The sequence below is a fragment of the Pseudomonas sp. 57B-090624 genome, from assembly GCF_003234055.1.
Classification (GTDB): Bacteria; Pseudomonadota; Gammaproteobacteria; order Pseudomonadales; family Pseudomonadaceae; genus Metapseudomonas; species Metapseudomonas tohonis.
Genome location: NZ_QKRU01000077.1, coordinates 1 through 24,293, shown reverse-complemented (window position 1 = coordinate 24,293; position 24,293 = coordinate 1). Strand labels below are relative to the sequence as shown.

The 24,293-nt window shown below is 67.3% G+C and carries 23 protein-coding genes and 1 tRNA gene; 10 read left to right on the top strand and 14 right to left on the bottom strand.

Going from position 1 to position 24,293, the window contains the following annotated elements; translation table 11 throughout:
- Positions 1-41: 41 nt before the first annotated feature.
- Positions 42-1,484 carry a D-alanyl-D-alanine carboxypeptidase/D-alanyl-D-alanine-endopeptidase gene (dacB, locus tag DMX10_RS27005; RefSeq protein WP_111263993.1) on the bottom strand — a complete coding sequence of 481 codons (1,443 nt, stop codon included), beginning with the start codon at positions 1,482-1,484 and terminating at the stop codon, positions 42-44.
- A gap of 232 nt (positions 1,485-1,716) precedes the next feature.
- On the opposite strand from dacB, the gene DMX10_RS27000 reads away from it, so the two are divergent.
- The gene (locus tag DMX10_RS27000; protein ID WP_111263992.1) at positions 1,717-2,055 is read left to right on the top strand and encodes a YggL family protein; all 339 of its coding nucleotides are present in this window, start codon (positions 1,717-1,719) and stop codon (positions 2,053-2,055) included.
- A gap of 133 nt (positions 2,056-2,188) precedes the next feature.
- Here the strand turns inward: DMX10_RS27000 and DMX10_RS26995 are convergent, their stop codons facing one another.
- Entirely contained in the window at positions 2,189-5,146 is a 2,958-nt protein-coding gene (locus DMX10_RS26995; RefSeq protein ID WP_111263991.1) for an HD domain-containing phosphohydrolase, read from the bottom strand.
- A 388-nt stretch (positions 5,147-5,534) separates the two neighbouring features.
- Between DMX10_RS26995 and DMX10_RS26990 the strand changes: the two genes are divergently transcribed.
- Positions 5,535-6,212, top strand: coding sequence for a response regulator transcription factor (locus DMX10_RS26990; protein ID WP_111263990.1), 678 nt, complete (start codon positions 5,535-5,537; stop codon positions 6,210-6,212).
- Between the two features lie 90 nt (positions 6,213-6,302).
- Here the strand turns inward: DMX10_RS26990 and DMX10_RS26985 are convergent, their stop codons facing one another.
- The 6 genes from DMX10_RS26985 to DMX10_RS26960 all read right to left on the bottom strand — a co-directional run bounded on the left by DMX10_RS26985 (position 6,303) and on the right by DMX10_RS26960 (position 11,207).
- Complete coding sequence (locus DMX10_RS26985) at positions 6,303-7,391, bottom strand: FUSC family protein (protein WP_111263989.1); 1,089 nt, start codon at positions 7,389-7,391, stop codon at positions 6,303-6,305.
- Positions 7,392-7,441: 50 nt separating this feature from the next.
- A complete protein-coding gene (locus DMX10_RS26980) occupies positions 7,442-8,773 on the bottom strand; it encodes a deoxyguanosinetriphosphate triphosphohydrolase (protein ID WP_111263988.1) in 1,332 nt (443 codons plus the stop codon).
- Positions 8,774-8,880: 107 nt separating this feature from the next.
- Complete coding sequence (locus tag DMX10_RS26975) at positions 8,881-10,044, bottom strand: EAL domain-containing protein (RefSeq protein ID WP_111263987.1); 1,164 nt, start codon at positions 10,042-10,044, stop codon at positions 8,881-8,883.
- Positions 10,045-10,156: 112 nt separating this feature from the next.
- On the bottom strand, positions 10,157-10,501 hold the full coding sequence (locus DMX10_RS26970) for a hypothetical protein (protein WP_111263986.1): 345 nt from the start codon (positions 10,499-10,501) through the stop codon (positions 10,157-10,159).
- Positions 10,498-10,890 carry a phage holin family protein gene (locus DMX10_RS26965; RefSeq protein ID WP_371921732.1) on the bottom strand — a complete coding sequence of 131 codons (393 nt, stop codon included), beginning with the start codon at positions 10,888-10,890 and terminating at the stop codon, positions 10,498-10,500. Before DMX10_RS26965 ends, DMX10_RS26970 begins: the two co-directional genes overlap by 4 nt.
- Positions 10,891-10,892: 2 nt before the next feature.
- Positions 10,893-11,207: a YqjD family protein gene (locus DMX10_RS26960; protein WP_111263984.1), complete on the bottom strand. Its 315-nt coding sequence runs from the start codon at positions 11,205-11,207 to the stop codon at positions 10,893-10,895.
- A gap of 358 nt (positions 11,208-11,565) precedes the next feature.
- Between DMX10_RS26960 and DMX10_RS26955 the strand changes: the two genes are divergently transcribed.
- Complete coding sequence (locus DMX10_RS26955) at positions 11,566-12,774, top strand: ammonium transporter (RefSeq protein ID WP_111263983.1); 1,209 nt, start codon at positions 11,566-11,568, stop codon at positions 12,772-12,774.
- Positions 12,775-12,855: 81 nt separating this feature from the next.
- Here DMX10_RS26955 and DMX10_RS26950 read toward each other — a convergent pair whose 3' ends face one another.
- From DMX10_RS26950 to DMX10_RS26940, 3 genes are all read right to left on the bottom strand, one after another.
- Positions 12,856-14,151, bottom strand: coding sequence for an OprD family porin (locus tag DMX10_RS26950; protein ID WP_111263982.1), 1,296 nt, complete (start codon positions 14,149-14,151; stop codon positions 12,856-12,858).
- 105 nt (positions 14,152-14,256) lie between these two features.
- Complete coding sequence (locus tag DMX10_RS26945) at positions 14,257-15,123, bottom strand: MBL fold metallo-hydrolase (RefSeq protein ID WP_111263981.1); 867 nt, start codon at positions 15,121-15,123, stop codon at positions 14,257-14,259.
- Between the two features lie 25 nt (positions 15,124-15,148).
- The gene (locus DMX10_RS26940) at positions 15,149-15,742 is read right to left on the bottom strand and encodes a glutathione S-transferase family protein (protein ID WP_111263980.1); all 594 of its coding nucleotides are present in this window, start codon (positions 15,740-15,742) and stop codon (positions 15,149-15,151) included.
- Between the two features lie 156 nt (positions 15,743-15,898).
- Here DMX10_RS26940 and DMX10_RS26935 point away from each other — a divergent pair, with 156 nt between their 5' ends.
- The 7 genes from DMX10_RS26935 (at position 15,899) to DMX10_RS26905 (ending at position 22,919) form a co-directional block, all read left to right on the top strand.
- Positions 15,899-16,480, top strand: coding sequence for a TetR/AcrR family transcriptional regulator (locus DMX10_RS26935; RefSeq protein WP_111263979.1), 582 nt, complete (start codon positions 15,899-15,901; stop codon positions 16,478-16,480).
- 108 nt (positions 16,481-16,588) lie between these two features.
- Positions 16,589-17,740, top strand: a complete 1,152-nt coding sequence (locus tag DMX10_RS26930; protein WP_111263978.1) for a DUF5610 domain-containing protein — start codon at positions 16,589-16,591, stop codon at positions 17,738-17,740.
- A 46-nt stretch (positions 17,741-17,786) separates the two neighbouring features.
- The gene (locus DMX10_RS26925) at positions 17,787-18,026 is read left to right on the top strand and encodes a glutaredoxin family protein (RefSeq protein WP_111263977.1); all 240 of its coding nucleotides are present in this window, start codon (positions 17,787-17,789) and stop codon (positions 18,024-18,026) included.
- Between the two features lie 194 nt (positions 18,027-18,220).
- Complete coding sequence (locus DMX10_RS26920; RefSeq protein WP_111263976.1) at positions 18,221-18,697, top strand: MarR family winged helix-turn-helix transcriptional regulator; 477 nt, start codon at positions 18,221-18,223, stop codon at positions 18,695-18,697.
- Positions 18,690-20,171, top strand: coding sequence for an efflux transporter outer membrane subunit (locus DMX10_RS26915; RefSeq protein ID WP_111263975.1), 1,482 nt, complete (start codon positions 18,690-18,692; stop codon positions 20,169-20,171). The genes DMX10_RS26920 and DMX10_RS26915 overlap by 8 nt, the downstream gene beginning before the upstream one ends.
- Positions 20,172-20,185: 14 nt before the next feature.
- Positions 20,186-21,373 (top strand): efflux RND transporter periplasmic adaptor subunit, encoded by a 1,188-nt coding sequence (locus DMX10_RS26910; RefSeq protein ID WP_111263974.1) that lies wholly within the window; start codon positions 20,186-20,188, stop codon positions 21,371-21,373.
- A gap of 10 nt (positions 21,374-21,383) precedes the next feature.
- Entirely contained in the window at positions 21,384-22,919 is a 1,536-nt protein-coding gene (locus DMX10_RS26905) for a DHA2 family efflux MFS transporter permease subunit (RefSeq protein ID WP_111263973.1), read from the top strand.
- Positions 22,920-23,097: 178 nt separating this feature from the next.
- On the opposite strand, the gene DMX10_RS26900 is transcribed toward DMX10_RS26905, so the two are convergent.
- From DMX10_RS26900 to mobA, 3 genes are all read right to left on the bottom strand, one after another.
- Positions 23,098-23,174 (bottom strand) — tRNA-Pro (locus tag DMX10_RS26900).
- Between the two features lie 185 nt (positions 23,175-23,359).
- A complete protein-coding gene (locus DMX10_RS26895; RefSeq protein WP_111263972.1) occupies positions 23,360-23,581 on the bottom strand; it encodes a YgdI/YgdR family lipoprotein in 222 nt (73 codons plus the stop codon).
- Positions 23,582-23,665: 84 nt separating this feature from the next.
- Positions 23,666-24,253 (bottom strand): molybdenum cofactor guanylyltransferase MobA, encoded by a 588-nt coding sequence (gene mobA, locus DMX10_RS26890; protein ID WP_111263971.1) that lies wholly within the window; start codon positions 24,251-24,253, stop codon positions 23,666-23,668.
- Positions 24,254-24,293: the final 40 nt, after the last annotated feature.

Genomic DNA, 24,293 nt, shown 5'->3' with positions numbered 1-24,293 from the left:
CCGCCCTATCCGGAGGTGCTCCGGAAAGGGCGGGGTGGTGCTCAGCGTCTGGACTGGCCGTAGAGATCGAGCAGCACCTGGTCGAGGATCGAGGACGCTCCCCAGGGGCGCTGGTCATTGAGGATGGCCACCACCGCCCAGGTGTTGCCGCTGTTGTCGCGGCTGAAACCGGCGATGGCGCGCACCGTGTTCAGGGTGCCGGTCTTGATGTGCGCCTCACCGGCCATGGGCGTGCGGCGCAGGCGCTTGCGCATGGTGCCGTCCATCGCCACCAGCGGCAGCGAGGCGATGTACTCGGCGGCATAGGGGCTTTGCCAGGCCGCATGGAGGATGGTCGCCATCTCCCGCGCGCTGACCCGCTCCTGGCGCGACAGGCCGGAGCCGTTCTCCATCACCAGGTGCGGCGCGGTGATGCCCTTCTTCGCCAGCCAGGCGCGGATCACCCGTTGCGCGGCCTTGGCGTCGTCGCCGTCCGCGTCGTTGCGGAACTGCGCGCCGATGCTGAGGAACAGCTGCTGCGCCATGGTGTTGTTGCTGTACTTGTTGATGTCGCGAATGATCTCCACCAGGTCCGGGGAGAAGGCGCGTGCCAGCAGCTTGGCGTCCTTGGGCACGCCGGCCAGGCGGTCCTTGCCGAGGATGCTGCCGCCCAGCTCCTTCCAGATCGCCCGCACCGCGCCGGCGGCGTAGGCGGGGTGGTCGAGCAGCGACAGGTAGGTCTGCGCGCTGCAGCCTTCGGGCAGGCTGCCGCTGGCGATCACCGTGGTGCCGTCGAACTGGGTCACCGGGTTGTAGCGCACGTCCGGCCAGGCGGGGCAGGGCGCCGCCTTGGTCACCTTGACCTGGTTGTCGATGCGGATGCTCTCGATGGGCGGCTCGGCGGCGACGCTGGCGCGGCCACCGTCGGCGCGGGCGATGAAGCGCAGCGCCTTGAGGTTGACCAGCAGCGAGTCCGGGCCGACCAGGAAGGGCTTGTTCTCGTCGCCGCCGTCATCGTTGAAGGCCGGCAGTTGCGGGTGCACGAAGCGGCTGCGGTCGAGCACCAGGTCGCCGGTGATCTTCAGCACGCCGTTGGCGCGCAGGTCGCGCATCAGCAACCAGAGCTTCTCCATGTTCAGCTTCGGGTCGCCGCCCCCCTTGAGATAGAGGTTGCCGTTGAGCACGCCGTCCTTGAGGGTGCCGTCGGTGTAGAACTCGGTCTTCCACTGGTAGGTGGGGCCGAGCAGCTCCAGGGCGGCATAGGTGGTGATCAGCTTCATGGTGGAAGCCGGGTTCACCGAGACGTCGGCGTTGAAGATGGTCTGTGCGCCGGGGCCGGTCAGGGGCAGGGTGACCAGCGACAGGGAGTTCTGCGGGATCTTGTTCTTCTTCAGGGCCTGCTGGACCTTGGCCGGCAGGGTGGAGTTGACCTGGATGGCGAGGACCGGCTGGGCGAAAGGAAGAAGGAGGCCGGTCAGGGCAAGGATACGAATGGACTTGAACATCAACGAAGGCCCTCCGCACGAGGGCGAGTAACGCAGTTTTGCATGGCAGGTTCCCACAACGTGTTCGGGAAATTGCGCGCATTATGCCGTAAGCATTCTGCGGGCGCTCGTGCAGCTGACCGCTCGCACCTGGCCCTGTGGCCCGCCGTTGCGCCGTTGCGCCACGCAGGCGGGCAAGGTGGCGATGAAACTGCTAGAGTGCCGCGCTTGAACACATGAAGAGGATTGCCTGATGGCCACAAATCGTTCCCGCCGCCTGCGAAAGAAGCTCTGCGTCGATGAATTCCAGGAGCTGGGTTGCGAGCTGAGCCTGACCTACAAGGACGGGCTGGCCGAAGCGGAGCTGGAAAGCTTCCTCGATCAGTTCATCGACGACGCGATCCAGGGCAACGGCCTGGGTTATGTCGGTGGTGACGACTACGGTTTCGTCTGCCTGTCCAAGCGTGGCTCGGTCAGCGAGGAGCAGCGCGGCAAGCTGGAAGCCTGGCTCAAGGGCCGCAGCGAGCTGGCCAGCTTCACCCTGAGCCCGCTGGTGGATGTCTGGTACCCGGAAAATCCGATCAACCAGTGATCCCGGCGGTAGTGAAGAGGGGCGCTTGATGCGCCCCTTTTTCATGCCCGCGATTTACCGCCGGTGCGGCGCGACCCGGCAGGTCGGCTGCCACCCGACACGGCGCCGATGGCAGTCCCGGGCTACGGAGGGGTCAGCCACCCAGCCCCGCGCGCTCCAGGATCGCGCCCTCGTCCACCGCGTCGATCTGCTCGGGCCGCAGGAAGCGCTCCGCGTAGTCGCGGTACACGCCGGAGCGGATGAACAGGCCGAACAGTTGCGGATCGATGTGCGCGCCCTTGCACATGCCGACCATGATTCCCAGCGCCTCGGACAGCGTCTTGCCCTTCTTGTAGGGGCGGTCCACGGCCGTCAGTGCCTCGAAGATATCGGCGATGGCCATCATCCGCGCCGGCAGGCTCATCTGCTCGCGACTCAGGCGTTTCGGGTAGCCGCTGCCGTCCATCTTCTCGTGATGGCCGCCGGCGATCTCGGCCACGCCCCTGAGGTGTGGCGGGAAGGGCAGGCGATCGAGCATGAGGATGGTCTGCACGATGTGGTGGTTGATGATGTAGCGCTCCTCCGCCGTCAGCGTGCCGCGAGCGATGGAGAGGTTGTGCAGCTCGCCACGGTTGAATTTATGCGTGGGCACGTCGAGCTTGAATCCCCAGGGGTTGTCGGGGGCCATGCGTTCGCTTTCCGGGCGCTCCAGCAGGTGTTCGGGGCGGTCGGCCAGCAGCGGCTCTTCCACCGGTAGCGGGCGCGGCGGGGTGCGGGCCATGCGCTGGCCTTCCTCCCAGGACACGCCGAGGCGGTCGTCCAGGGTCCGGCTCCAGGTGCGTGCGGCGATTGCCCGCAGGCGCTGCTGGTCTTCCTCGGCCATGAACTCACCACCCAGGTTGCTGCGGGCGATGAAGGCGAACTCCTCGTCCAGCGTCGCCAGCAATGCGTCACGCAGGCTGGCCTGGCTGGGTGCGTCGGCGCCTTCGGCCACGGCCTTCCAGTAGCTGATCCAGGCATCGCGCTTGAGCACCTCGAAGCGCATGCGTACCTCATGGATGCGGTCGTAGAGGGTTTCCAGCTTGGTCGCCTTGTCCACCACGTACTCGGGGGTGGTGACCTTGCCGCAATCGTGCAACCAGGCCGCGATGTGCAAGGCCTCCCAGTCTTCGTCGCTGGGGTTGTAGTCGCGGAAGGGCGGCTCGTCGCTGGCCGCGGCGGCGCGGGCCAGCGCCAGGGTGATTTCCGGCACGCGCTGGCAATGGCCGCCGGTGTAGGGGCTCTTGGCGTCGATGGCACCGGCGATGAGCTGGATGAAGGCGTCGAGTAATTGTTTCTGCTTCTCCAGCAGGCGCTGGCTCTCGATGCACAGCGCGGCGACCCCGGAGATGGCTTCGACGAAGGCGATGCGTTCGGGCCTGAGCATGGCCGGCTCCCCGCTGTTGCCGGTGTCGCGGTGCAGGAGCGCCAGCACGCCGACGGTTTCGCCCTGGCGATTGTGCAGGCCGGTGCTGACCATGTGCACCCGTGGGCTTTCCAGCGTCTGCAGCACGTGACGCAGGTCGCCGGCCTGGTCGAAGCCGAACGAGCGCACCTGGCTGACGCCCCCGCTCGCCGGCAGGCGCAGCCAGTCGGGCAACCCCGCTTCGTCGAGGGCGTGGCTGCGCAGGCCGTGGTCTTCGAGGTCGTGCTCGCTGCCGCCGAGGAACAGGCCGCTGGGCTCCAGGCGGCCGCTGGCGCCGTCCAGCAGGTAGATGAAGCCGCCGGAGGCTTCGCTGATGGTCACGGTCTCCTCCAGCACACGGCGCAGGAGGGCGTCGAAACGGTTCTCGGCGGAGAGGCTCGCGGTGATCTCCAGGAAGCTGGCCAGGGTGTCCTTCATCTTCGCCATCGCCACGGCCAGCTGGTCCACCTCGAGCACCGGCGAGCGGCCCATCGTCGGGATATCGAAGTTGAAGCTGCGAATGGCCTCCGCCTCGGCTACCAGGGCCTTCAGCGGCTTGACCAGCACCCGCGACAGCAGCCAGCCGATGGGGATGCAGAGCAGGAGAATGCCGAGGGTCAGCACCGCCCCCTGCCAGCGGATGCGATAGGCGTCCGCCAGCAGTTCGTCTTCCGGCGCCAGCAACGCCAGGTAGAGGCCTTCGGGGCCACCCGCCAGCAGGCGGTTCTGCGACACCACCCAGCGGCGCTTGGCCAACTCCAGGGTGGTGCGCTGGTCCTGGGTCAGGTTCATGTCGATCAACGCGGCGACGGCGGGGTCGAGGTCGCGTGCCATGGCCAGTTGCGGCTTGTCGTCGATGCGCACGATCAGCCGGGAGATGTCCGGGTAGGCCACGGCGTGGCCGTCCGGCGAGAACAGCAGCACCTGGGTGGAGGGCGTGACCCGGTGCTGCGCCAGGGTGGCGGAAAGGTCGTTCAGGGTCAGGTCGGCGGCAATCACCGCGTCGTCGCCGGCTGGCTGGGCGAGGGTGGTGCCGACCGCGCCGGTGGAGAAGAACACATAGGGTCGGGTGGTGATCAGGCCGCCCTGTTCCAGCGCACGTGAGTACCAGGGGCGGTTGCGCGGGTCGTAGCGCTCGTTGAGCTCCTGGCGGCGGCTGATGAGTGTCAGGCTTGCGTCGAAATAGAGCGATTCGGAGCGCGCTCGGGTGAGGTTGTCGCGCTCGATGCTCCACAGCTGGTAGGCGGCACCCTCGGGGGCGTCGAAGCGCTGCTTGAGTTCGGCGGTGCGCAGCGGGCGCACCATGAAGAAGTCACCATCGTCGTAGCCGACATAGAGCGACGCCAGCTTGGGGTTGTCGCGCAGCGCCTGGGCGAAGCCGCGCAACAGCAGCTCCTGGCGCTGGTAGCCGGCGTACTGCTGGTTGCCGGGGTTGAGGGCCAGCAGGTTGAGCAGGTGGTGGATGGGGCGGTAGGTGTTTTCCAGGTCGGTCTCGACGTCCTGGCTGATGCGCTCGAAGAGCGTATCGCTGCTGGAGAGGATGATCTGGCTGGTCTGCCTGTAGTTGAAGATTCCCAGCACGATGCCGGTCGTCAGCAGCAGGAGGGTGAACAGCAGGCTGATATGGACATGCAACGGAAAACGGCGTTCGACCGGCTTGTGCGGCATTGCCCGAAGCTCCTCGATCCCTGTCTAGGAAAAGACCCGAATGGAGAATAGATGAGCGTTTGGACGGCTGTGCCAGCGTGGCGAAATAAAAAAATCGGGTCGGATCGTCCTGTGTTGCTGGCATTTTGCGTCCTGTCGACGGTGTCGCACGGCATGGCGTCTGACGCTGTGCGAAGTCTTCCGGGAGGCGCGACGGCAATACGTCCGATCACCGCTCTCCACGACTATTCGACGCGTTGTGCAGCTGTTTTCTCTAGGACCTCGTAGGAGTTGTCTCAAGTTTCTGAGCGGCAGGTCTGGAAGCGCCTCCAGCGCCTCCGGCGCGCTCGACAGGCTCGGATGCCCCTCTATCTTGGCAACTCCGAATCACCGTAGATGGAGACGCAAGGTGAGCAAACTCGTAGACCTGGATGCATTCATTCGCGCAGGCGGTGAGTCGCCGCGCAAGGTTCTGATCGTAGACGACCACCCCGTCATCCGGCTGGCTGTCCGCCTGGTGTTGACGCGGGAAGGGTATGAGGTGGTCGCCGAGACGGACAATGGCGTCGATGCCATTGCCCTGGCTCGCGACCACCTGCCCGACCTGGTGATCCTCGACATCGGCATTCCCAAGCTCGGCGGCCTCGACGTGATCGCCCGCATCAGCTCGCTGGACCTGCCCTTGCGGGTATTGGTACTGACCGGGCAGAACCCCAGCCACTACGCCGCCCGCTGCATGCAGGCCGGCGCCGCGGGCTTCGTCTGCAAGGAAGGCGACCTGGGCGAGCTGACCGCCTCGGTGCGCGCCGTGCTGTCCGGCTACAGCTACTTCCCCAGCGAGGTCATCCGTACCGGCAAGCGCCAGGGGGGCATGCCCGACGACAGCGAGCTGATCGATCGCCTCTCGGACCGCGAACTGGTGGTGCTCAAGTACCTGGCCAACGGCTACACCAACAAGCAGATCGCCAGCGAGATGTTCATCAGCAACAAGACGGTGAGCACCTACAAGTCGCGCCTGCTGCTCAAGCTCAACTCGCGCTCGCTGATCGAGCTGGTCGAATTCGCCAATCGCAACGAACTGGTGTGAAGTGCAGGATGGCTGCGCACCCGCCGGTGCGTCGCCATCGATCCCCCCAATCCCCTGTCTCGCGTCCCGGCCCAGGCGCCGGCGGCTGGCCTATTCCTGGGCGGGCCGTGGTGCCTGGTGGGTGGCGGGCGAGATCGGGGCTTCGACCTTGCGTTCGCCCCAGCGCAGGCGCGCCCGGTGTGCGGCGTAGGCCATCAGCAGTGCCAGGGCGCAGCCCAGCAGGCTGTTGTAGAGGCGCACCTCGGGCAGGTGCCAGTCGCGAGCGAGGCTTTCGGATAGCAGCACGAAGCAGACGGTGGTCTGTACCACGAACAGGCCGTAGTGCTGGGCGATGAAGGCGCGGCTGAGGACGATCAGCGGCAGCATGCAGGCCACCAGCAGCGCCGGGCTCTGCAGCCAGTGGCCGAACAGGATCAGCAGCAGGGCGCCGATCAGGGTGCCGAGGCCGCGCTGGATGCCGCGCACCAGGCTGCTGTCGAGTTCCATCTGCAGGGTGGTCACCACCGTCAGCGTCAGCCAGTAGCCACGCGGCATGCCGGTGAGGTTGGCGGCAAGGCCGGCTAGGGCGACGGCCAGCGTGCAGGCCAGCGCGTGGATCCACCACAGCCGCCGGGGCAGTCGCGAGGCGTGGCGGCGCAGTACACGGCTGAAGCCGAGCAGGCGTGGGAGCAGGGGCCACAGGCGCAGCCCGTGCATGCCACGCAGGAAGAATGCCAGCAGCATCACCCAGAGCCCGCCGATGGCGAACAGCGCCCCCACCGCCAGGCCATTGTTGAGGCTGCCGCTGCCGGCCTGACCCTGGCCGAGGCAGAGGCACACCGCGAGGCCGACGCCGAGCTTGCCCAGTTCGGTGCCGTAGCGCTGCAGCAGTGCCAGGAGGAAGCCCCAGAGGGCGAAGCTGGCAAGGCTCAGCAGGGGATGGCTGGCGGCCCAGAAGCCGACCCCCGCGCTGAGGGCGCCGAGCAGGGTGAGCAGCAGCATGCGCAACATGCCGAAGCGGTGCATGGGGTTGGCCAGGGCGGCCTGGAAGGCGCCGGTGGCGGCCCAGAGAAAACCGGTATGGGCGGTGAACAGACCCAGCATCAGCGGCAGGCCGCAACCCAGGCCGGCGATGGCGGCCGGCCCCCAGGCTGCTGGGCCGGCATGCCAGTGCATGCTTTGTCTGAGCGCCTTGCGCATCTGTCGTGACTCCTTGCAACGGCCACCCGGATGCGGGCGGCCTGGTAACCCTAGACCGGGCTGGAGCGCCCGGTCATCTCGCGGGCCATTTCCGTGGCGTAGCTGTCGGTCATCCCGGCGATGAAGTCGATGACCCGCAGGAACGAGCGGTACAGCGGCCAGGACGGGTCCGGGGCGTTGTTGCCGAGCAGGTCGAGGATGCGCCGGTTCTTGAACGAGGGGGTGCGCCCGCCGTGCTGTTCCAGCGCCGCGCCGCAGAAGGCGTTGAGGAGGATCTCCAGGGTGGTGTAGGCGCCGATCTCGTGGAGCGTCTTGCGCTTGTCCTGGAAGATGCGTTCCCGCGCGATGGCCTTGGCGCGCAGCACGCAGTGCTTGGCCGGCCCGTGCATGTGCTCCACCAGGTCGCCCTGCAGGGTGCCGGCGAGCAGGGCGTCCTGCTGGTCGACGAAGGCATGTGCGGCGGCATTGGTCAGGTGCTCGATGGCCTTGCCGCGGAGGATCGCCAGCTTGCGCCGCCGCGAGTCGCGCGGGCCCAGTTGCCGGTAGGTTTCCGGCAGGTCGTCGCCCACCAGGCCGAGCAGCACCGCCTCGACCTCCTCGTAGTCGAGCAGCTCCATTTCGAGGCCGTCCTCGAGGTCGATCAGTGCGTAGCAGATGTCGTCCGCCGCCTCCATCAGGTAGACCAGCGGATGGCGCGCCCAGCGCTGTTCCTCCAGTTGCGGCAGGCCCAGCTTCTGGGCGATCTGCTCCAGCAGCGGCAGTTCGCTCTGGTAGCAGCCGAACTTGTGCTTCTTGTAGCCCAGGGCCTCGGCATGGCGGGCCGTCCAGGGGTACTTGAGGTAGGTGCCGAGGGTGGCGTAGGTCAGGCGCGTGCCGCCGTCGAACTGGTGGTATTCCAGTTGCGTGAGCACGCGAAAGCCCTGCGCGTTGCCTTCGAAGCTGAGGAAGTCGGCACGCTCGGTCTCGCTCATGGCGTCCAGCCAGCCGCGCGCGGACGCCTGCTGGAACCAGTGGCGGATGGCGTCTTCGCCGGAGTGGCCGAAGGGCGGGTTGCCGATGTCATGGGCCAGGCAGGCGGACTGCACGATCACCCCGAGGTCGGCCGGGTCGCACCAATCCGGCATCGCATCGCGCAGCACTTCGCCCACGCGCATGCCCAGCGAACGCCCCACGCAGCCGACTTCCAGGGAGTGGGTCAGGCGCGTGTGGATGTGGTCGTTGCTGGAGACGGGGTGGACCTGGGTCTTGCGCCCCAGGCGTCGGAAGGCTCCGGAAAAGATGATGCGGTCATGGTCCTTGTGGAACGAACTGCGGCCCAGTTCCTCGGTGCTGTGCACCGGTTTGCCGAGCCGTTCACGGGTGAGCAGTGTCTGCCAGTCCAACGCCAGTCCTCGCCGTTCAGTGGCTGAAAGGGGGCTAGCTTCCCGGTTAACGCGGAGCGCCGCAAGGGGACCGAGGGCGAGTGTGGGAGTTCCCCGCGCACCGGGGGTCACAGGCCGGCGGCGTCGATGTCCACCAGCAGCAGGCGGCCGCCGTTGTCGATGAACTGGCCGGCGGTCAGGCAGTACTGGTTGGTGGTGGCGTCGCGGTAGGTGCTGGAGAGGGTCAGCCGGCGCTCTTCCCAGCCCTCGGCGAGCAGGTGATAGAAGTACGGCCGCCAGGACCAGTTGTGGCCCAGGTAGCGGGCATCTTCGTGCCAGCCCTGGCCTTTCCATTCCAGGTTCGGGGTGAGCTGCGTACCGTTGCGGTCGCACTGGTAGATGCGCAGCAGCCAGGGGTACTGCTCGGGCGAGGGCAGGGATGAGAGCGGCGCGTCGCCCTCGGCCCAGGTGCGCAGCTGGTTCATCAGCAGGGTGAGCTGCTGGCGCATGGTCATCAGCCGCGCGCGCTCGGCCAGCTTGCGCTGTACGTATTGGTCGCGCAGCTGGGCGAAGCGGTCGACGAAGGCGTCGGCGGCGAAGAATTCCAGCTCCGGCTTGGCGAACAGGTAGCCCTGCACGTAGCGGGCGCCGCATTCCAGGGCGAAGTCCAGCTCGGCCTCGGTCTCCACGCCCTCGGCGATGATCCAGCAACCGGTCTTCTCGGCCATCTGCGCCAGGGCCTTGACCACCTCGCCGCTGGGGCCGCCACGCGCAGCGGCCTGGAACAGCTGCATGTCGAGCTTGAGGATGTCCGGCTGCAGGGCGAGTACGCGGTCGAGCTGGGAGTAGCCGGCGCCGAAGTCGTCGATGGCGATGCGCGCGCCGGCCTGACGGTAGCGGGCGACCACGTCCGGCAGGCGCTGGCTGGCGCCGCCCAGTTCGGTGATCTCGAAGACGATGCGCTCGGGGGCCACGCCGTTGCGTTCCAGCTGCTTGAGGCTGGGCAGCGCCTGGCCGGGGTGCAGGCGGCTGATCCAGCGCGGCGAGATGTTGATGCTGAGGAACCAGTCCGCAGGGGCCTGGTGCAGGCGTGCGAGGGCGTCTTCGCGGATCTCCCGGTCGAGGCGGCGCAGGGCTGCAGGCGGCACCTTGGAATCGGCGAACAACGGGCCGACCGACAGGAGCCGGCCGTCATCCTGGCGCAGGCGCCCCAGGGCTTCGACCCCGGCGATGCGTCCTGTCGCGGTGTCGATGAACGGCTGGAAGCAGGCAAGCGGTTGCCCGTCTATCACGGTGACTCCTTAGGGCTGGCCCGAAATGCACGCGCTCGCCGAAACGACGCGGAGGGAGCCGGCTGCTACCGGCTCCCTCCCAAAGCAAGAATGTGGCCAGCTTGTCCTACGATCAGACCTTGGTGGTAGACGGCGGTTTGACGTCAGAACGGCGCCAGGCTCCGCCCAGCAAGGGCAGCAGCGTGGTACCCAGGCGCAGCAATCGAGTCAGATTGCCACTACGGGCGGCGAAGAAGCCCAGCGCGGCGACGCCGGCGATGCCCCAAAGGGGGGCGTGGGGCAGGGCGCCCAGTTGCTGCTGCCAGCCGCTGGCGATGCCCTTGGCGCGGCGCAGGGGCTGGGTGAGCACCAGGGTCTCGTGGCGGATCTCCTGGCGATGCATCTCCAGGCGCAGGCGCACCAGCGCCTTGCGCAGTTCGCGGCGGGAGGTGGTGCGGTGCGTTTCGGGCAGGCTCATGGCAGCAGGCGCTCGCGGTCCTGGGCCAGCTCTTCGAGCGTGGCGGAGAAGGGTGAGGACTCATCGTCCACGGCCTGTTTCAGGCGCCAGGCGCAGTAGAGGGTGAGCACGAGGTAGAAGAGGCACAGGCCGCCCATGGTCTCCAGCCGCGCGGTGTCCCAGAAGATCACCAGCAGCAGCGCGGAGAGCGCCACCAGCAGGAGCAGGGCGAAGATCAGCGACAGCCCGGCGAACAGCAGCAGGCGCAGGGTGTTGGCCTTCTGTTCCTGCAGCTCGATGCCGAACAGCTCGACATGGCTGTGCAGCAGGCCGAGGAACGCGGCGCCTAGGCGCCGCGGGGAGGGGCCTTGGCCCGCGCTCTGCGGGCCGGATTCCATTCCCGGCTCCATGGTCAGCGACGCGAGGCGAGCAGACCGAGGAGGAAGCCGATGCCGGCGGAGAGGCCGATGGTCTGCCAGGGATGTTCCTGCACGTAGTCCTCGGTGGCGGCGACGGCGGCCTTGCCCTTGTCGACGATCTTCTCTTCGGTCAGGTGAAGGGTCTCGCGGGCGCGCTTGAGGGATTCGTGGATCTGCAGGCGCAACTCCTCGGCCTGGTCGCCAGCGAGGCTGGCGGTGTGCTGCAGCAGTTTCTCGGTGTCGCCGACGAGGGCCTGGAATTCGGTCAACAGGTCATCCTGAGCGCGGCTGGCGGTCTTGCGTGGCATGGCGTGGATCTCCTTGAGGGCTGGGAAGGCTTGGTAGTTGTGAGTCGCCGCGCCGGGTTTAGGTTCCGGTGATATTCGCTCGGGCGCTGGTATGGCGCTTGCAATGCCCTGGTGCGCCAGAGCGTCGGTGTGCCCCGTTATCGGGCATCACGCGGGGCTTCGACAGGGCTGTCGAATCCTGGCAAGCACATGAAAAACAAAGAGAAAGCCTGAAAATTCAAACTGCCGTCTTCACCACGTCGCCCCGTTATGGCCACCGGCTCCGACCCGTTCGGGGGCGTACCGGCTTCAGCGTGGTGCACGTCCGGCGCGATTTGATCCGTATTGGTGCTTTTTCCCTGCCGGAGCCTTCCTGCCAATGGAAAACCTCAACAGTGCCGTGCAAACCCTGATCCACGGCTCCAACACCCTGTTCATCCTGATGGGCGCCGTGATGGTGCTTGCCATGCACGCCGGCTTCGCGTTCCTGGAAGTGGGCACCGTGCGCCAGAAGAACCAGGTCAACGCGCTGTCGAAGATCCTCTCGGACTTCGCCATCTCCACGCTGGCCTACTTCTTCATCGGCTACTGGGTGGCCTATGGCGTGACCTTCCTGCAGCCGGCCGGCGAGCTGGCGGCGGACCACGGCTACGCGCTGGTGAAGTTCTTCTTCCTGCTGACCTTCGCCGCCGCCATCCCGGCGATCATCTCCGGCGGCATCGCCGAGCGCGCCCGCTTCGGTCCGCAGCTGTGCGCGACGGCCCTGATCGTGGCCTTCGTCTATCCCTTCTTCGAGGGGCTGATCTGGAACGGCAACTTCGGCCTGCAGGACTGGCTGAAGGCGAGCTTCGGCGCCAGCTTCCATGACTTCGCCGGCTCCGTGGTGGTGCACGCCGTGGGCGGCTGGCTGGCCTTTGGCGCGGTGCTGCTGCTGGGGCGCCGTGACGGCCGCTACCGCGATGGCCGCCTGGTGGCCTTCGCGCCGTCGAACATTCCCTTCCTGGCGCTGGGCTCGTGGATCCTCATCGTCGGCTGGTTCGGCTTCAACGTGATGAGCGCGCAGACCCTGCAAGGCGTCAGCGGCCTGGTGGCGGTCAACTCGCTGATGGCGATGGTCGGCGGCACGGTCGCCGCGCTACTGGTGGGGCGCAATGACCCGGGCTTCCTGCACAACGGCCCGCTGGCCGGCCTGGTGGCGATCTGCGCAGGCTCCGACCTGATGCACCCGGTGGGCGCCCTGGCCACCGGTGCCATCGCGGGCGGCCTGTTCGTCTGGGCCTTCACCGCGACCCAGGTCAAATGGAAGCTGGACGACGTGCTGGGCGTATGGCCGCTGCACGGCCTGTGTGGCGTCTGGGGCGGCATCGCCTGCGGCATCTTCGGCCAGGAGGCCCTCGGTGGCCTGGGCGGCGTCAGCCTGGTGAGCCAGTTGATCGGCACCGGCCTCGGCGTGCTGGTGGCGCTGGTGGGCGGCTTCCTGGTCTACGGCCTGCTGAAGAAGACCCTGGGCATCCGCCTGTCCCAGGAGCAGGAGTACTACGGCGCGGACCTGTCGATCCACAAGATCGGCGCGACCAGCCAGGATTGATGCGCTCAGGTCGTCCGGACGGGATCGCAGGAATGAAGAAAGCCCGCCATATGGCGGGCTTTTCCATTGCACGGCGGGTGACTACCAGAGCGGTACCACGTAGCTGACGATCAGGCGGTTCTCGTCGATGTCGCTGCCATAGTTGGTGGAGCGTACCGTCGCGTTGCGCCATTTCACGCCGAGGTTCTTCAGCGGGCCGTCCTGGAAGACATAGGCGATGTCGGTGTTGCGTTCCCACTCCTTGCCTTCGGGGCGACCGGCGCCCAGGTCGACGTTGTCGCCGGACAGGTAGCGGGTCATGAAGGTCAGGCCGGGGATGCCCAAGGCGGCGAAGTTGTAGTCGTAGCGTGCCTGCCAGGATTTTTCGTCCTTGGCGGCGAAGTCGCCGATCTGCACGTAGTTGACCAGGAAGGGGTCGGTGCCGTTGATGTAGGCGTAGCCGGTGTCGCCGCTCATGCTCTGGTAGCCGAGGCCGAAGGCGTGGCCGCCCAGGGCGTAGGTGAACATGGCGCCGAAGGCCTTGTTGTCGACGTTGCTGCTGCCTTCGTCGGTGGAGCGGGCGTAGCGGATGTCGCTTTTCAGCGACTGCTTGTCACCCAGCGGCAGGGTGTGCAGGACGGTGAAGATGTGTTGCTTGTAGAACTCGTCCAGGTTGCCGTAGTTGTAGCCGGTGGCGAGGTTGTCGTTCCACTTGTAGGTGGCGCCGGCGAAGTTGAATTCGTCGCTGGTCTGGCCGCCGCGGAAGGTGATGCCACGGGCGCCGCCGGCACCGGTGGCGGCGACGCGGCTGTTGGTGATGGTCATGTCCTCGTAGTCCGAGGAGTCGCGCTGGTTCACCTGCTTGAGCTGGCCGGCGTCGAGGGTCAGGCCGTCGATTTCCATCGAGTTGATGTGGCCACCCTGGAAGGTCTGCGGCAGCAGGCGCGAGTCGTTGTACTGCACCGTGGGCAGCTTGGGCAGCAGGGTGCCGACCTTGAGGACGCTCTTGGAGGCGCGCAGCTTGGCGGTCAGGCCCACTTCGCCGTATTCGTCCTGGGCGCGGTTGGGCGCTTCGCGGTCGCGCTTGAGCAGGCCGGTGCCGGTGCGGTCCGGGCTGGAGTCGAGCTTGATGCCCAGGGCGCCGATGGCATCGACGCCGACGCCGATGGTGCCTTCGGTGAAGCCCGACTCGTAGCGCAGCAGGAAGCCCTGGGCCCACTCCTCGGCCTTGGACTGGGCGGCGCCGTCCTGGCGGAAATCACGGTTGAAGTAGAAGTTGCGCAGCTCGACGCTGGCCTTGCTGTCTTTCAGGAATTCGGCCTGGGCGAGGCCGGGCAGGGTGAGGCCGGTGCTGAGCGCTGCCAGGGCGATGGCGTGCGCGAGCGAGGTCTTGCTCATTGTTATTGTCTCCTCGTTGGGGTGGCGGGGCGGTTGGGCCGCCCCGTTACAACGAGTGGAATTAAGCATCCGGTAACACAATCGTCATTTAGACATTGGTCGCCCTCACTGCACCCACTGCGGGTAGTAGCCGAGGCGATCCTGCACGGCGGCGTCGTGGGCCGGCACCACGGTCAGGTCCGGTTCGGCCTGCAGCAGGTCGTGAACGCGCCGGAGCTGGGCGAGGGTGCCGTCGCGGTCGTTGTCGACCATCCGGCGGCTGACCCAGAACTTCTCGTGGGGCCCGGTGAAGCCTTCCAGGCGCCAACTGGTGTCGCCGGTGAAGAAGAAGCGGCGGCCGTCGTCGAGGGTGAGGAACAGGCCCACCGAGCCCGGCGTGTGGCCGGTGAGCGGCACCAGCACCAGGCTGCCGTCGCCGAACAGGTCGAGGCTCTCGTCGAACCCCATGTAGGGCTCGGGCTGGAAGTCGAAGGGCCGCCAGAGGATCTCGTGGGTGAACTGGCTGGGCAGCACCGCCGGCGGCGCGGCGATGTGGCTGAACTCGATCTCCGCCCAGGGCGCCCAGACCGGCACCTCGGGAAAGTCCGCCAGGCCCGAGGCGTGGTCCCAGTGCGCGTGGGTGAGGAGGATGCGGTCGACGCGGATGCCGTCGCGGTCCAGTTGGTCACGCGCGGGGGTGACGTCCTCGTACTTGAACAACGGCTTGTCCCACCAGGGCATGTCGCCCTTGAACTGGGCATCCACCTGGCGCCCCAGGCCGGTGTCCAGCAGCAGGGTGGCGGCGTGGTGCTGGATGAGCACGGCGGTGTGGTTGACCGCGACGGTCCTGGTCCACTGGCCGCCCTCCAGGGTGAAGGCGTCGAGGGTCTCGGCGTGGGCGGTCTTCACCAGGGCGAAACGCAGGCCCTGGGCGCTGGCGAAAGGGCTGGCGGCCAGCAGCAGGCCGGCGAGGAGGAGGCGGAGCAGGCGCATGGGGCTTCCTTGCAGTGGCGGGTGTTCAGAGGCGGGGCAGTTCGACGTAGCCGGGCAGGGCGCGGATGCGGTCGCACCACTGGCGGATGTGCGGGTAGGGGCTGAGGTCGAGTCCGCCTTCTGCGGCCATCGCCAGGTAGGGGTAGTTGGCGACATCGGCGACGCTCGGTGCCTCGCCTTCGGCCAGCCAGGCGTGCCGGCCCAGTTGCAGTTCCACCATCGCCAGCACCTGGCGCGCCTTGGCCTGGGTGGCTTCGAGGTCGCCGGGCCGACCGAACAGCTTCATCACCCGCGCGGCGGCCGGGCCGTGATGCAGCTCGTTGGCGGCGTAGCTCAGCCAGCTGGCGATGCGGCCCTGCTGCAGGGCGTCGTCGGGCAGCCACTGCGGCGCATAACGGCGTGCCAGGTAGACGAGGATGGCCTGTGAATCCGCCAGCACCTGGCCATCCTCCACCAGCATGGGCACCTGGCCACGGGGATTGAGGGCGAGGAACGCCGCTCGCTTCTGTTCACCCGCTGCCAGGTTGACCGTGACGACCTCGGCACGCTGGCCGATCAGGCCGAGGAACAGACGGACCTTGTAGCAGTTGCCGGAAAGCGGGAAGTCGTAGAGCTGCATGGGGGAGGCCTTGGTAGTGATTGTGCGGCTGGATATTAGACAGACAGGTCTGTATATTTCAAGCGCCAACCCTGTCGCGTGCCTCAGAGGCCGGTGCGATGCGGGTTTGAGCCGGTGCGGGCGGATACGCATAATGCGCCGGTCAGGAGGTTCCACATGGCTTCGAGCAAACGCGATCAGTTGATCGACACCGCCATCGCGCTGTTCTACCGCGATGGTTTCCACGCCACCGGCATCGATCGCATCCTCGCCGAGTCCGGCGTGGCGAAGATGACGCTGTACAAGCATTTCAAGTCCAAGGACGAGCTGATCGAGGCGGCCCTGCGCCAGCGCCTGGAACCCAGTCGCCAGATGATGGCCTGGGCGCTGGAGAACCTGTCGCCGACGGCGGCGATCCTTGCCGTCTTCGATGGCCTGCACCAGTTGCTGCATGGCAAGGAGTTCTTCGGTTGCGCCTTCGTCAACGCCGCTGCCGAGTTCCATGACCGCGAGCACCCGATCCACCGCGTCGCCGCCATGCACAAGGCGAACGCCGAGCAGCACTTCCGCTCGGCGCTGGAGCGCCTGGAGGTTCCGGAGCCCGAGCGCCTCGCGCGGCAGCTGCAGTACCTGATGGAAGGGGCGATCACCATGGCCCACATGCAGGGGCCCGCGCAGCAGGCGCTGGAGGCCAGGGACGCGGCTGCCGTGCTGTTGCAGGCGGCGGGTGTCGCTGTATCGGGCACGCCGAACTCCTGACGTCAATATCGGTCGCTGCCGTCCATCGGCGGGTGATGGATTCGTTCTCAAGGTTTCCCGGGGGATGCCGTCAAATCGGTGTACATCCGATTTTCCGGGACTGCCGCTATGAAGACTCTCGATTCCCTGGCTTCCGCAACCACGCGCCCGAGTTACCTGAACAAGATCGACAGCGCGACCCGTAATGCCACCAACGCGCAGAACGTGCTGACCAACCGCGTCGCCCAGCGCCTGGGTGTCGAGCCCGGCACCCTGGCCGGCAAGACCCAGGACGACTACACGCCCGACAAGGTGGCCGGGCGCATCCTCGACTTCGTCGGGGGCCGCATCCAGGCCGAGGCGGCCAAGGGCGCCGACCCCGAGAAGCTGCAGAAGATGCTCGACCAGGCTCGCGAAGGCGTGGAGAAGGGCTTCGCCGAGGCGAAGAAGATCCTCCAGGGCCTGGGTGTGCTGGGCGGCAAGATCGCCAGCGACATCGAGGACACCTTCGGCAAGATCCAGGACGGCCTCGACAACCTGGCCAGCTCCCTCGGCCTGGATGGCAAGACACCGAGCACCGGCACCTCCGGCAGCACGGGCGTCGGCAGTTCCAGCCAGAGCTTCTCCGCGCGCTCCTCGACCTTCGACATGGAGGTGACCACCAAGGAAGGCGACAAGGTGAAGATCTCCATCGCCCAGGCCTCGGCCGACTGGCAGACCTCCTCGACGAGCTCCGGCAAGGACGGCACCGGCAGCGTCAAATCCGAGTCCGGCAGCCTGCAGATCGGTGGCTGGAAGGTGCAGGTGGACGGCGACCTCAACGACGACGAGAAGGCCGCGCTCAATGACCTGCTCGACCAGGTGCAGGACATCTCCAGCAAGTTCTACTCGGGTGACCTCAACGGCGCCTTCGACCGCGCCCTGGCCCTGGACATGAACGGCGACCAGCTGGCCTCCATGTCGCTCAACCTGACCCAGACCACGGTCAAGGCCACCAGCACCTACGGTTCCGTGGCCCAGGAGGGTGGCCAGCCGGCCAGCGCGGTGAACACCTCGCTGCAGGACTATGCCAAGGGCATGCTCGAGGCGCTGAGGAACGCCGCCAAGCTCTCCGACGACCCGAAGGGCACGCTGCAGGACCTGCTCAACGGTGGCTTCTCGCTCAACGAGCGCCTCAGCGACAACCAGCTGGACAAGGCCCAGGCGTTCAACAGCAAGCTGCTGGACGGGCTGCAGAACCTCCTGCCGGCCACCGCCAGGGACGACTCGGCCAAGGCCTGAGGCATGCTAGAATCCGCGCCTTTCCTGATTGGCGAGGCGCGTGGCGATGCTCCCCGAATGCAGCCTGTTCGGCACCCTGGGTTGCCATCTCTGTGAAGTGGCGGAGGGCGTGCTCATGCCCTTCGTCGAGCATGGCCTGATGGTCGAGCTGATGGACATCGCCGAGCGCGAGGAATGGATGGACGACTACGCCCTGCGCATTCCCGTGCTGCGTCGCTGCGATACCGGTGCCGAGCTGGACTGGCCCTTCGACGCCGCCAAGGTCGCTGCCTTCCTCGAACACTGACCGCTGGTCGGCTGCTCCCTCCCAGGCCCTGCTCCCTTCACCGGTCACCGCGTCCCGTGGTGACTGCTCTCCTGCCGATCAATCCCCCTTTCACGGAACGGATTGTCGATTCAATGCAACAGTGAATACCTTGCCAAATGTTTCATCGCCCGTATGATTGCCCAGTCAGTTACTGCCTAGGCAGATATTAGCCAATGAAGCACTACAGCCCCGCCGACTACCCCTTCACCGGCTCCATCGGCCAGTACATCGGGCGTTCCGCGCTGCTCAAGGACCGCCTGCTCGACCGTTACCTGGCGCCCCTGGACATCACTTCCGCCCAGTTCAAGGTGCTGATGTTCATCTACATGGACCGCGCCAACACCCCGGCCGACCTGTGCCGTGAGCTCTCGGTGGACAGCGGCTCCATGACCCGCATGCTCGATCGCCTGGAGAAGAAGGGCCTGCTGCTGCGCAAGCCCTGCCCGGAGGATCGCCGCAGCGTGCGCCTGGCCCTCAGCGAGGACGGCCTGCGCATCAGCCGGCAGATGCCGGAGATCGTCGCCGACGCGATGAACGAACTCACCAGCCCGTTGACCAGCGACGAGCTCCGCACCCTGGTGGGGCTGCTGGGCAAGATCCTGCAAGGGCGCGACCCGTGCGCGCCGCTCGGAGCGACCGACCATGAATGAATACAGCCGCACGGCCCGCCTGGGGCGTAGCGCCCTGGTGCTCGGTGCCGCCCTGGCCCTGGCCGCCTGCGCCAGCTCCAGCGGCCTGGAGCCCGAGGGCAGGACTCTCGATGCCGCCTCCCTGGAGGCCGGACGCAGCCTGGCTGGCACGCCTCTCAGCGCCGCCGCCTGGCCGCGCCGGGACTGGTGGAAGCAACTGGGTGACGCCCAGCTCGACGCCATGGTGGATGAAGCCCTGGCCGGCTCGCCGGACCTGCAGGTGGCCAGCGCCCGTACCCGCAAGGCCCTGGCCGAAGCCCAGGCCCGGGACGCCGCGCGCATGCCCAGTGTCAACGCAAGCGCCAGCTATTCCGGTGCCCGCGCGCCGGAGAGCGTGGTGCCCGCGCCCATCGGCGGCAGCTATGCGGCGGTGAAGTACCTGTCCCTGGGGTTCAACTACGACATCGACCTCTGGGGCGGCCAGCGCGCCGCCTGGGAAGCCGCGCTCGGCCAGGCCCGCGCCGCCGAGGTGGACCAGCAGGCCGCGCGCCTCAACCTGTCCGCCAGCGTCGCCCGCGCCTACAGCCAGCTCGCCTATGCCTTCGTCGCCCGTGACCTGGCGGAAGAAGAGTTGAATCGCTCCGAACACCTCTACAGCCTCAGCAAGCAGCGCCTGGCCGCCGGCCTGGACAGCAAGGTGCAGCTGCAACAGAGCGAGGCCCAGCAGGCCGCCGCGCGCCAGCAACTGCTGGCCGCCGAGCAGCAGATCGACAGCGACCGCATCACCCTCGCCGTATTGCTGGGGCAGGGCCCCGACCGTGGCCAGCGCATCCAGCGCCCCCTGGTGCTGCAGCCCACCGCCCTGGCGTTGCCGTCGGACCTGCCGGCCGAGCTGCTTGGCCGCCGCCCGGATGTGATCGCCGCGCGCTGGCGCGTCGAGGCGGCGAGCAAGGGCATCGAGTCGGCCAAGACCGGCTTCTATCCCAACCTCAACCTCAGCGCCATGGTCGGCCTCGCCGCCCTGAGCAGCGGCGACCTGTTCCAGGGCGGCAGCCGCTTCTACCAGGTGGCGCCGGCCCTCTCCCTGCCGGTGTTCGACGGCGGCCGCCTGCGCGCCAACCTGGCCGGCGTGGATGCCGACTACGACCTGGCCGTGGCCCAGTACAACAAGACCCTGGTGGCCGCTCTCGGCGAGGTCAGCGACGACCTCAGCCAGCTGCGCTCCCTGGCGCAGCAGATCGAGGTGCAGCGCCAGGCCCGCGATATCGCCAAGTCGAACTACGACCTCGCCATGCGCCGCTACGGCGAAGGCATCGGCAACTACCTGGACGCCCTCAGCGTCGAGCAGCAGTTGCTGGTCACCGAACGCCAGCTGGCCAGCCTGGACGTCCAGCAGATCGACACCTCCGTGCGCCTGGTGCAGGCCCTCGGCGGTGGCTTCCAACCCGAACCGACTCCGCTCGCCCAGGGCGCCCGCCCGGCCGCCGCTGAATGAACGAGGCACAGACCATGACCCCCCAGACTTCGGAAACCGCCGTCCAAGGCAACCCCAAGCGCAAGCGGATGCTGCTGATCCTGCTTGCCGTGATCCTCATCGTCGCCGCCCTCGGCTTCGCCTGGGAGCAGCTCTTCGGCCGCTGGAGCGAGCACACCGACGACGCCTACATCGGCGGCAACGTGGTGCAGATCACCCCGCAGACCGTGGGCACCGTGACCAGCATCGGCGCCGATGACGGCGACCTGGTGCACGAAGGCCAGGTGCTGGTGCAGTTCGATCCGAGCGACGCCGAGATCGGCCTGCAGCAGGCCGAGGCCAACCTCGCGCGCACCGTGCGCCAGGTGCGTGGGCTGTACAACAGCGTGGACGGCTACAAGGCCGAGGTGGCGTCGAAGAAGATCGCCCTGCAGAAGGCCCGGGCGGACTTCGACCGCCGTCGCAACCTGGCCAAGGACGGCGCGATCTCCCAGGAGGAGCTGGCCCACGCCCGAGACGCCCTGGATTCCGCGCAGAGCGCCCTGACCAGCGCCGAGCAGCAGCTCAATACCAGCCGCGCGCTGGTGGACGACACCGTGATCGCCTCCCACCCGGATGTGAAGGCTGCCGCCGCGACCCTGCGCCAGGCCTACCTGGAGGACGCCCGCGCCACCCTGGTGGCCCCGGTCACCGGCTACGTCGCCAAGCGCACGGTGCAGCTCGGCCAGCGCGTGCAGCCCGGCACCGCGCTGATGGCGGTCATCCCCCTGGACCAGGTGTGGATCGACGCCAACTTCAAGGAAACCCAGCTGAAGAACATGCGCATCGGCCAGCCGGTGGAGATCGAGTCCGACCTCTACGGCGGCGACGTGAAGTACAGCGGCACGGTGGACAGCCTGGGCGTCGGCACCGGCAGCGCCTTCTCCCTGCTGCCGGCGCAGAACGCCACCGGCAACTGGATCAAGATCGTCCAGCGCGTACCGGTGCGCATCCGCATCAACCCCGACCAGCTCAAGGAGCACCCGCTGCGCATCGGCCTGTCGATGAACGTCAAGGTCGACCTGCACGACCAGAGCGGCCCGTCCCTGGCCCAGCAGGCACCGAAGCAGCCGCTGTTCGCCACCGACGTTTACCAGCGCCAACTGGCGGAAGCCGACCAGTTGATCGAGCAGCTGATCCACGCCAACGGCCCGGACGCCACCCACACCACCGCGCAGCGCTGAGACGGCGACCATGAGCGATAACGCAGCAGCCAGCTTCACCCCGCCGAACCTGGTGCTGGCCACCATCGGCCTGTCGCTGGCGACCTTCATGCAGGTGCTCGACACCACCATCGCCAACGTGGCGCTGCCGACCATCGCCGGCAACCTGGGGGTGAGTTCGGAGCAGGGCACCTGGGTGATCACCTCCTTTGCGGTGAGCAACGCCATCGCCCTGCCGCTGACCGGCTGGATGAGCCGTCGGGTGGGCGAGGTGCGCCTGTTCATCGGCGCCGCGCTGCTGTTCGTGCTGGCATCGTTCCTCTGCGGCGTGGCCCAGTCGATGAACAGCCTGGTGGGCTTCCGCGCCCTCCAGGGCTTCGTCGCCGGGCCGCTGTACCCCATCACCCAGACCCTGCTGCTGTCGATCTACCCACCGGCGAAACGGGGCATGGCCCTGGCGCTGCTGGCGATGGTGACGGTGGTGGCGCCCATCGCCGGGCCCATCCTCGGCGGCTGGATCACCGACGACTTCAGCTGGCCGTGGATCTTCTTCATCAACCTGCCCATCGGCCTGTTCGCCGCCTTCGTGGTCTACCAGCAATTGCGCAAGCGGCCGGTGACGCTCAAGCGCGAGCCCATGGACTGGATGGGGCTGGCGACCCTGGTGATCGGTGTCGGCGCGTTGCAGATCGTGCTCGACAAGGGCAACGACCTGGACTGGTTCGAATCGAACTTCATCGTCGGCGGCACGGTGATCGCGGTCATCGCCCTGGCGGTGTTCATCATCTGGGAATTCACCGACCGCCACCCCATCGTCAACCTGCGGCTGTTCCGCCATCGCAACTTCAGCGCCGGCACCGTGGCGCTGGTGGGGGGCTACGCGGCCTTCTTCGGCATCAACCTGCTGTTGCCGCAATGGTTGCAGACCCAGCTCGGCTACACCGCCACCTGGGCCGGCCTGGCGGCGGCGCCCATCGGCCTGCTGCCGGTGATCATGTCGCCGTTCGTGGGGCGCTACGCGCAGAACTTCGACCTGCGCGTGCTGGCCAGCCTGGCGTTCTTCGCCATCGGCGCCAGCTGCTTCATGCGGGCGTCCTTCACCACCGAGGTGGACTACCTGCACATCGCCCTGGTGCAGCTGTTCATGGGCTTCGGCGTGGCGCTGTTCTTCATGCCGATCCTCAGCATCCTGCTCTCGGACCTGCCGCAGAGCGAGATCGCCGATGGCTCGGGCCTCGCCACCTTCCTGCGGACCCTGGGCGGCAGCTTCGCGGCCTCGCTCACCACCTGGATCTGGATACGCCGGGCCGACCAGCACCACGCCTACCTCACCGAGCACATCAGCAGCTACGACCCGGGCACCCGGCAGATGCTGGAGCAGATGGGTGGCATGAGCCAGCAGAACGCCGCGTCCCTGGACCAGATCGTCACCGGGCAGGCGTACATGATGTCGACCATCGACTACTTCACGATGATCGGCTGGGTCTGCATGGGGTTGATCCTGCTCATCTGGCTCGCCAGGCCGCCGTTCGGCGCCAAGCCCGGTGCGGCGGCCAACGCCCACTGAAGCAATGCGCACAGGCAGGTTGGCGCCGCGCCTAGCGAGGCCCAACACAACGAAGCCCGATGCCCTCGCATTGGGCTTCTTTCCTGGCAGAAGGGAGAGGGTGGGGGAGGAAAGGAAAAGGGGCTGACTTTTTCGCAGGCAATAAAAAACCCGCCTATAAGGCGGGTTTTTCGGGATTTGGTCGGAGCGACTGGATTCGAACCAGCGACCTTCTCGTCCCGAACGAGACGCGCTACCAAGCTGCGCTACGCTCCGTGGAATGAGCGCGCATTCTACAGAAAACTTTTTGGTCGACAAGGGGTTAGCTGAAATTTTTTTATCGGGCAGGGCTGCCGCGGTGTCCAGGGCGCTGCCCATGGCGGGGCGGAAAAAACCAAGCCCGCCGCAAGGTGGCTTGCGGCGGGCTTGGCCGGGCGATCGCGAAGGTCGCCGGGTGAGGCTCAGAGTTCCTTGATGGTGCGGACCTGGTCCTTGTTGACCCTGGCGCGCTTGCCGTCGAGTTGCTCGAACTCGTAGAAGCCGGAGTCATCGTCGTAATCGGGCTTGTCCACGGCCTGGATCTCGCGGCCGTCGTTCAGGGTGATCACGGTGGGGGACGAGCAGCCGGCCAGGGTGACCAGGCCGAGCGCGAGCACGAATGCGGGAATGATCCGCTGGTTCATCTTCCATCTCCTTGATGAATGAACGGGAGGTTCTCGGGCTCTGACGGAAAACCAGCCGGCAAAGTTCCGGAAGCCCGCTGCAATTCATGCCGACCCGCGAGGGCTCTCCAGCAGGTCCGGGGTGTTCAGGTTGGCCAGGCGTGGGTCGCCCACCGGGCATTCCACGGCGATCGGGTCGAGGGTGCGGAAGATGCGCTGGGGGCTGCGCTCGCCGGCCTGCCAGGCGTGTTCGATCTGCGGCAGAAGGGCGCGTGGCAGCACGCTGAACAGGGGTTCCCAGAAGCCGCCCTGGTGCAGCATCACCGGGCGTTCCCCGGCCTCGCGCAGCAGCGCATCGAGCAGCGGGGCGTCCACTAGCGGCGCATCGCAGGGCAGTACCAGCAGGTGCGCGTGGCGCGCGGCGGCGAGGCCCGCGCGGATGCCGGCCAAGGGGCCCGGGTAGTCGGGGCTGTCGTCCGCCACCAACTGGTCCGCCCACTGCGCGTAGCGCTCGGCGTTGCGGTTGCAGGAAATGATCAGGTCGTCGGTGAGCCCGCGCGTCGCGGCGTGCAGCCAGGCGATCAGCGGCTGGCCGCGCCATTCCACCAGGCCCTTGTCACGGCCGCCCAGGCGCTGGCCACGGCCGCCGGCGAGCAGCAGGACGGAGCAGGGAAGGGGGGCGTTGCCGGGCATGGGCGGGCTCTCGGGAGGGGGCGGCGCTGTGATATAACAC

What these genes read in the sequence shown, in the direction of transcription:
- DMX10_RS26930 (WP_111263978.1), top strand. Translation starts at nt 16,589, where the DNA reads ATGAAGACTCTCGATTCCCTGGCTTCCGCAACCACGCGCCCGAGTTAC.
- DMX10_RS26985 (WP_111263989.1), bottom strand. Translation starts at nt 7,391, where the DNA reads ATGCGCAAGGCGCTCAGACAAAGCATGCACTGGCATGCCGGCCCAGCA.
- DMX10_RS26915 (WP_111263975.1), top strand. Translation starts at nt 18,690, where the DNA reads ATGAATGAATACAGCCGCACGGCCCGCCTGGGGCGTAGCGCCCTGGTG.
- dacB (WP_111263993.1), bottom strand. Translation starts at nt 1,484, where the DNA reads ATGTTCAAGTCCATTCGTATCCTTGCCCTGACCGGCCTCCTTCTTCCT.
- DMX10_RS26955 (WP_111263983.1), top strand. Translation starts at nt 11,566, where the DNA reads ATGGAAAACCTCAACAGTGCCGTGCAAACCCTGATCCACGGCTCCAAC.
- DMX10_RS26970 (WP_111263986.1), bottom strand. Translation starts at nt 10,501, where the DNA reads ATGAGCCTGCCCGAAACGCACCGCACCACCTCCCGCCGCGAACTGCGC.
- mobA (WP_111263971.1), bottom strand. Translation starts at nt 24,253, where the DNA reads ATGCCCGGCAACGCCCCCCTTCCCTGCTCCGTCCTGCTGCTCGCCGGC.
- DMX10_RS26995 (WP_111263991.1), bottom strand. Translation starts at nt 5,146, where the DNA reads ATGCCGCACAAGCCGGTCGAACGCCGTTTTCCGTTGCATGTCCATATC.
- DMX10_RS26935 (WP_111263979.1), top strand. Translation starts at nt 15,899, where the DNA reads ATGGCTTCGAGCAAACGCGATCAGTTGATCGACACCGCCATCGCGCTG.
- DMX10_RS26940 (WP_111263980.1), bottom strand. Translation starts at nt 15,742, where the DNA reads ATGCAGCTCTACGACTTCCCGCTTTCCGGCAACTGCTACAAGGTCCGT.
- DMX10_RS26945 (WP_111263981.1), bottom strand. Translation starts at nt 15,123, where the DNA reads ATGCGCCTGCTCCGCCTCCTCCTCGCCGGCCTGCTGCTGGCCGCCAGC.
- DMX10_RS26960 (WP_111263984.1), bottom strand. Translation starts at nt 11,207, where the DNA reads ATGCCACGCAAGACCGCCAGCCGCGCTCAGGATGACCTGTTGACCGAA.
- DMX10_RS26950 (WP_111263982.1), bottom strand. Translation starts at nt 14,151, where the DNA reads ATGAGCAAGACCTCGCTCGCGCACGCCATCGCCCTGGCAGCGCTCAGC.
- DMX10_RS27000 (WP_111263992.1), top strand. Translation starts at nt 1,717, where the DNA reads ATGGCCACAAATCGTTCCCGCCGCCTGCGAAAGAAGCTCTGCGTCGAT.
- DMX10_RS26965 (WP_371921732.1), bottom strand. Translation starts at nt 10,890, where the DNA reads ATGGAGCCGGGAATGGAATCCGGCCCGCAGAGCGCGGGCCAAGGCCCC.
- DMX10_RS26895 (WP_111263972.1), bottom strand. Translation starts at nt 23,581, where the DNA reads ATGAACCAGCGGATCATTCCCGCATTCGTGCTCGCGCTCGGCCTGGTC.
- DMX10_RS26925 (WP_111263977.1), top strand. Translation starts at nt 17,787, where the DNA reads ATGCTCCCCGAATGCAGCCTGTTCGGCACCCTGGGTTGCCATCTCTGT.
- DMX10_RS26905 (WP_111263973.1), top strand. Translation starts at nt 21,384, where the DNA reads ATGAGCGATAACGCAGCAGCCAGCTTCACCCCGCCGAACCTGGTGCTG.
- DMX10_RS26910 (WP_111263974.1), top strand. Translation starts at nt 20,186, where the DNA reads ATGACCCCCCAGACTTCGGAAACCGCCGTCCAAGGCAACCCCAAGCGC.
- DMX10_RS26920 (WP_111263976.1), top strand. Translation starts at nt 18,221, where the DNA reads ATGAAGCACTACAGCCCCGCCGACTACCCCTTCACCGGCTCCATCGGC.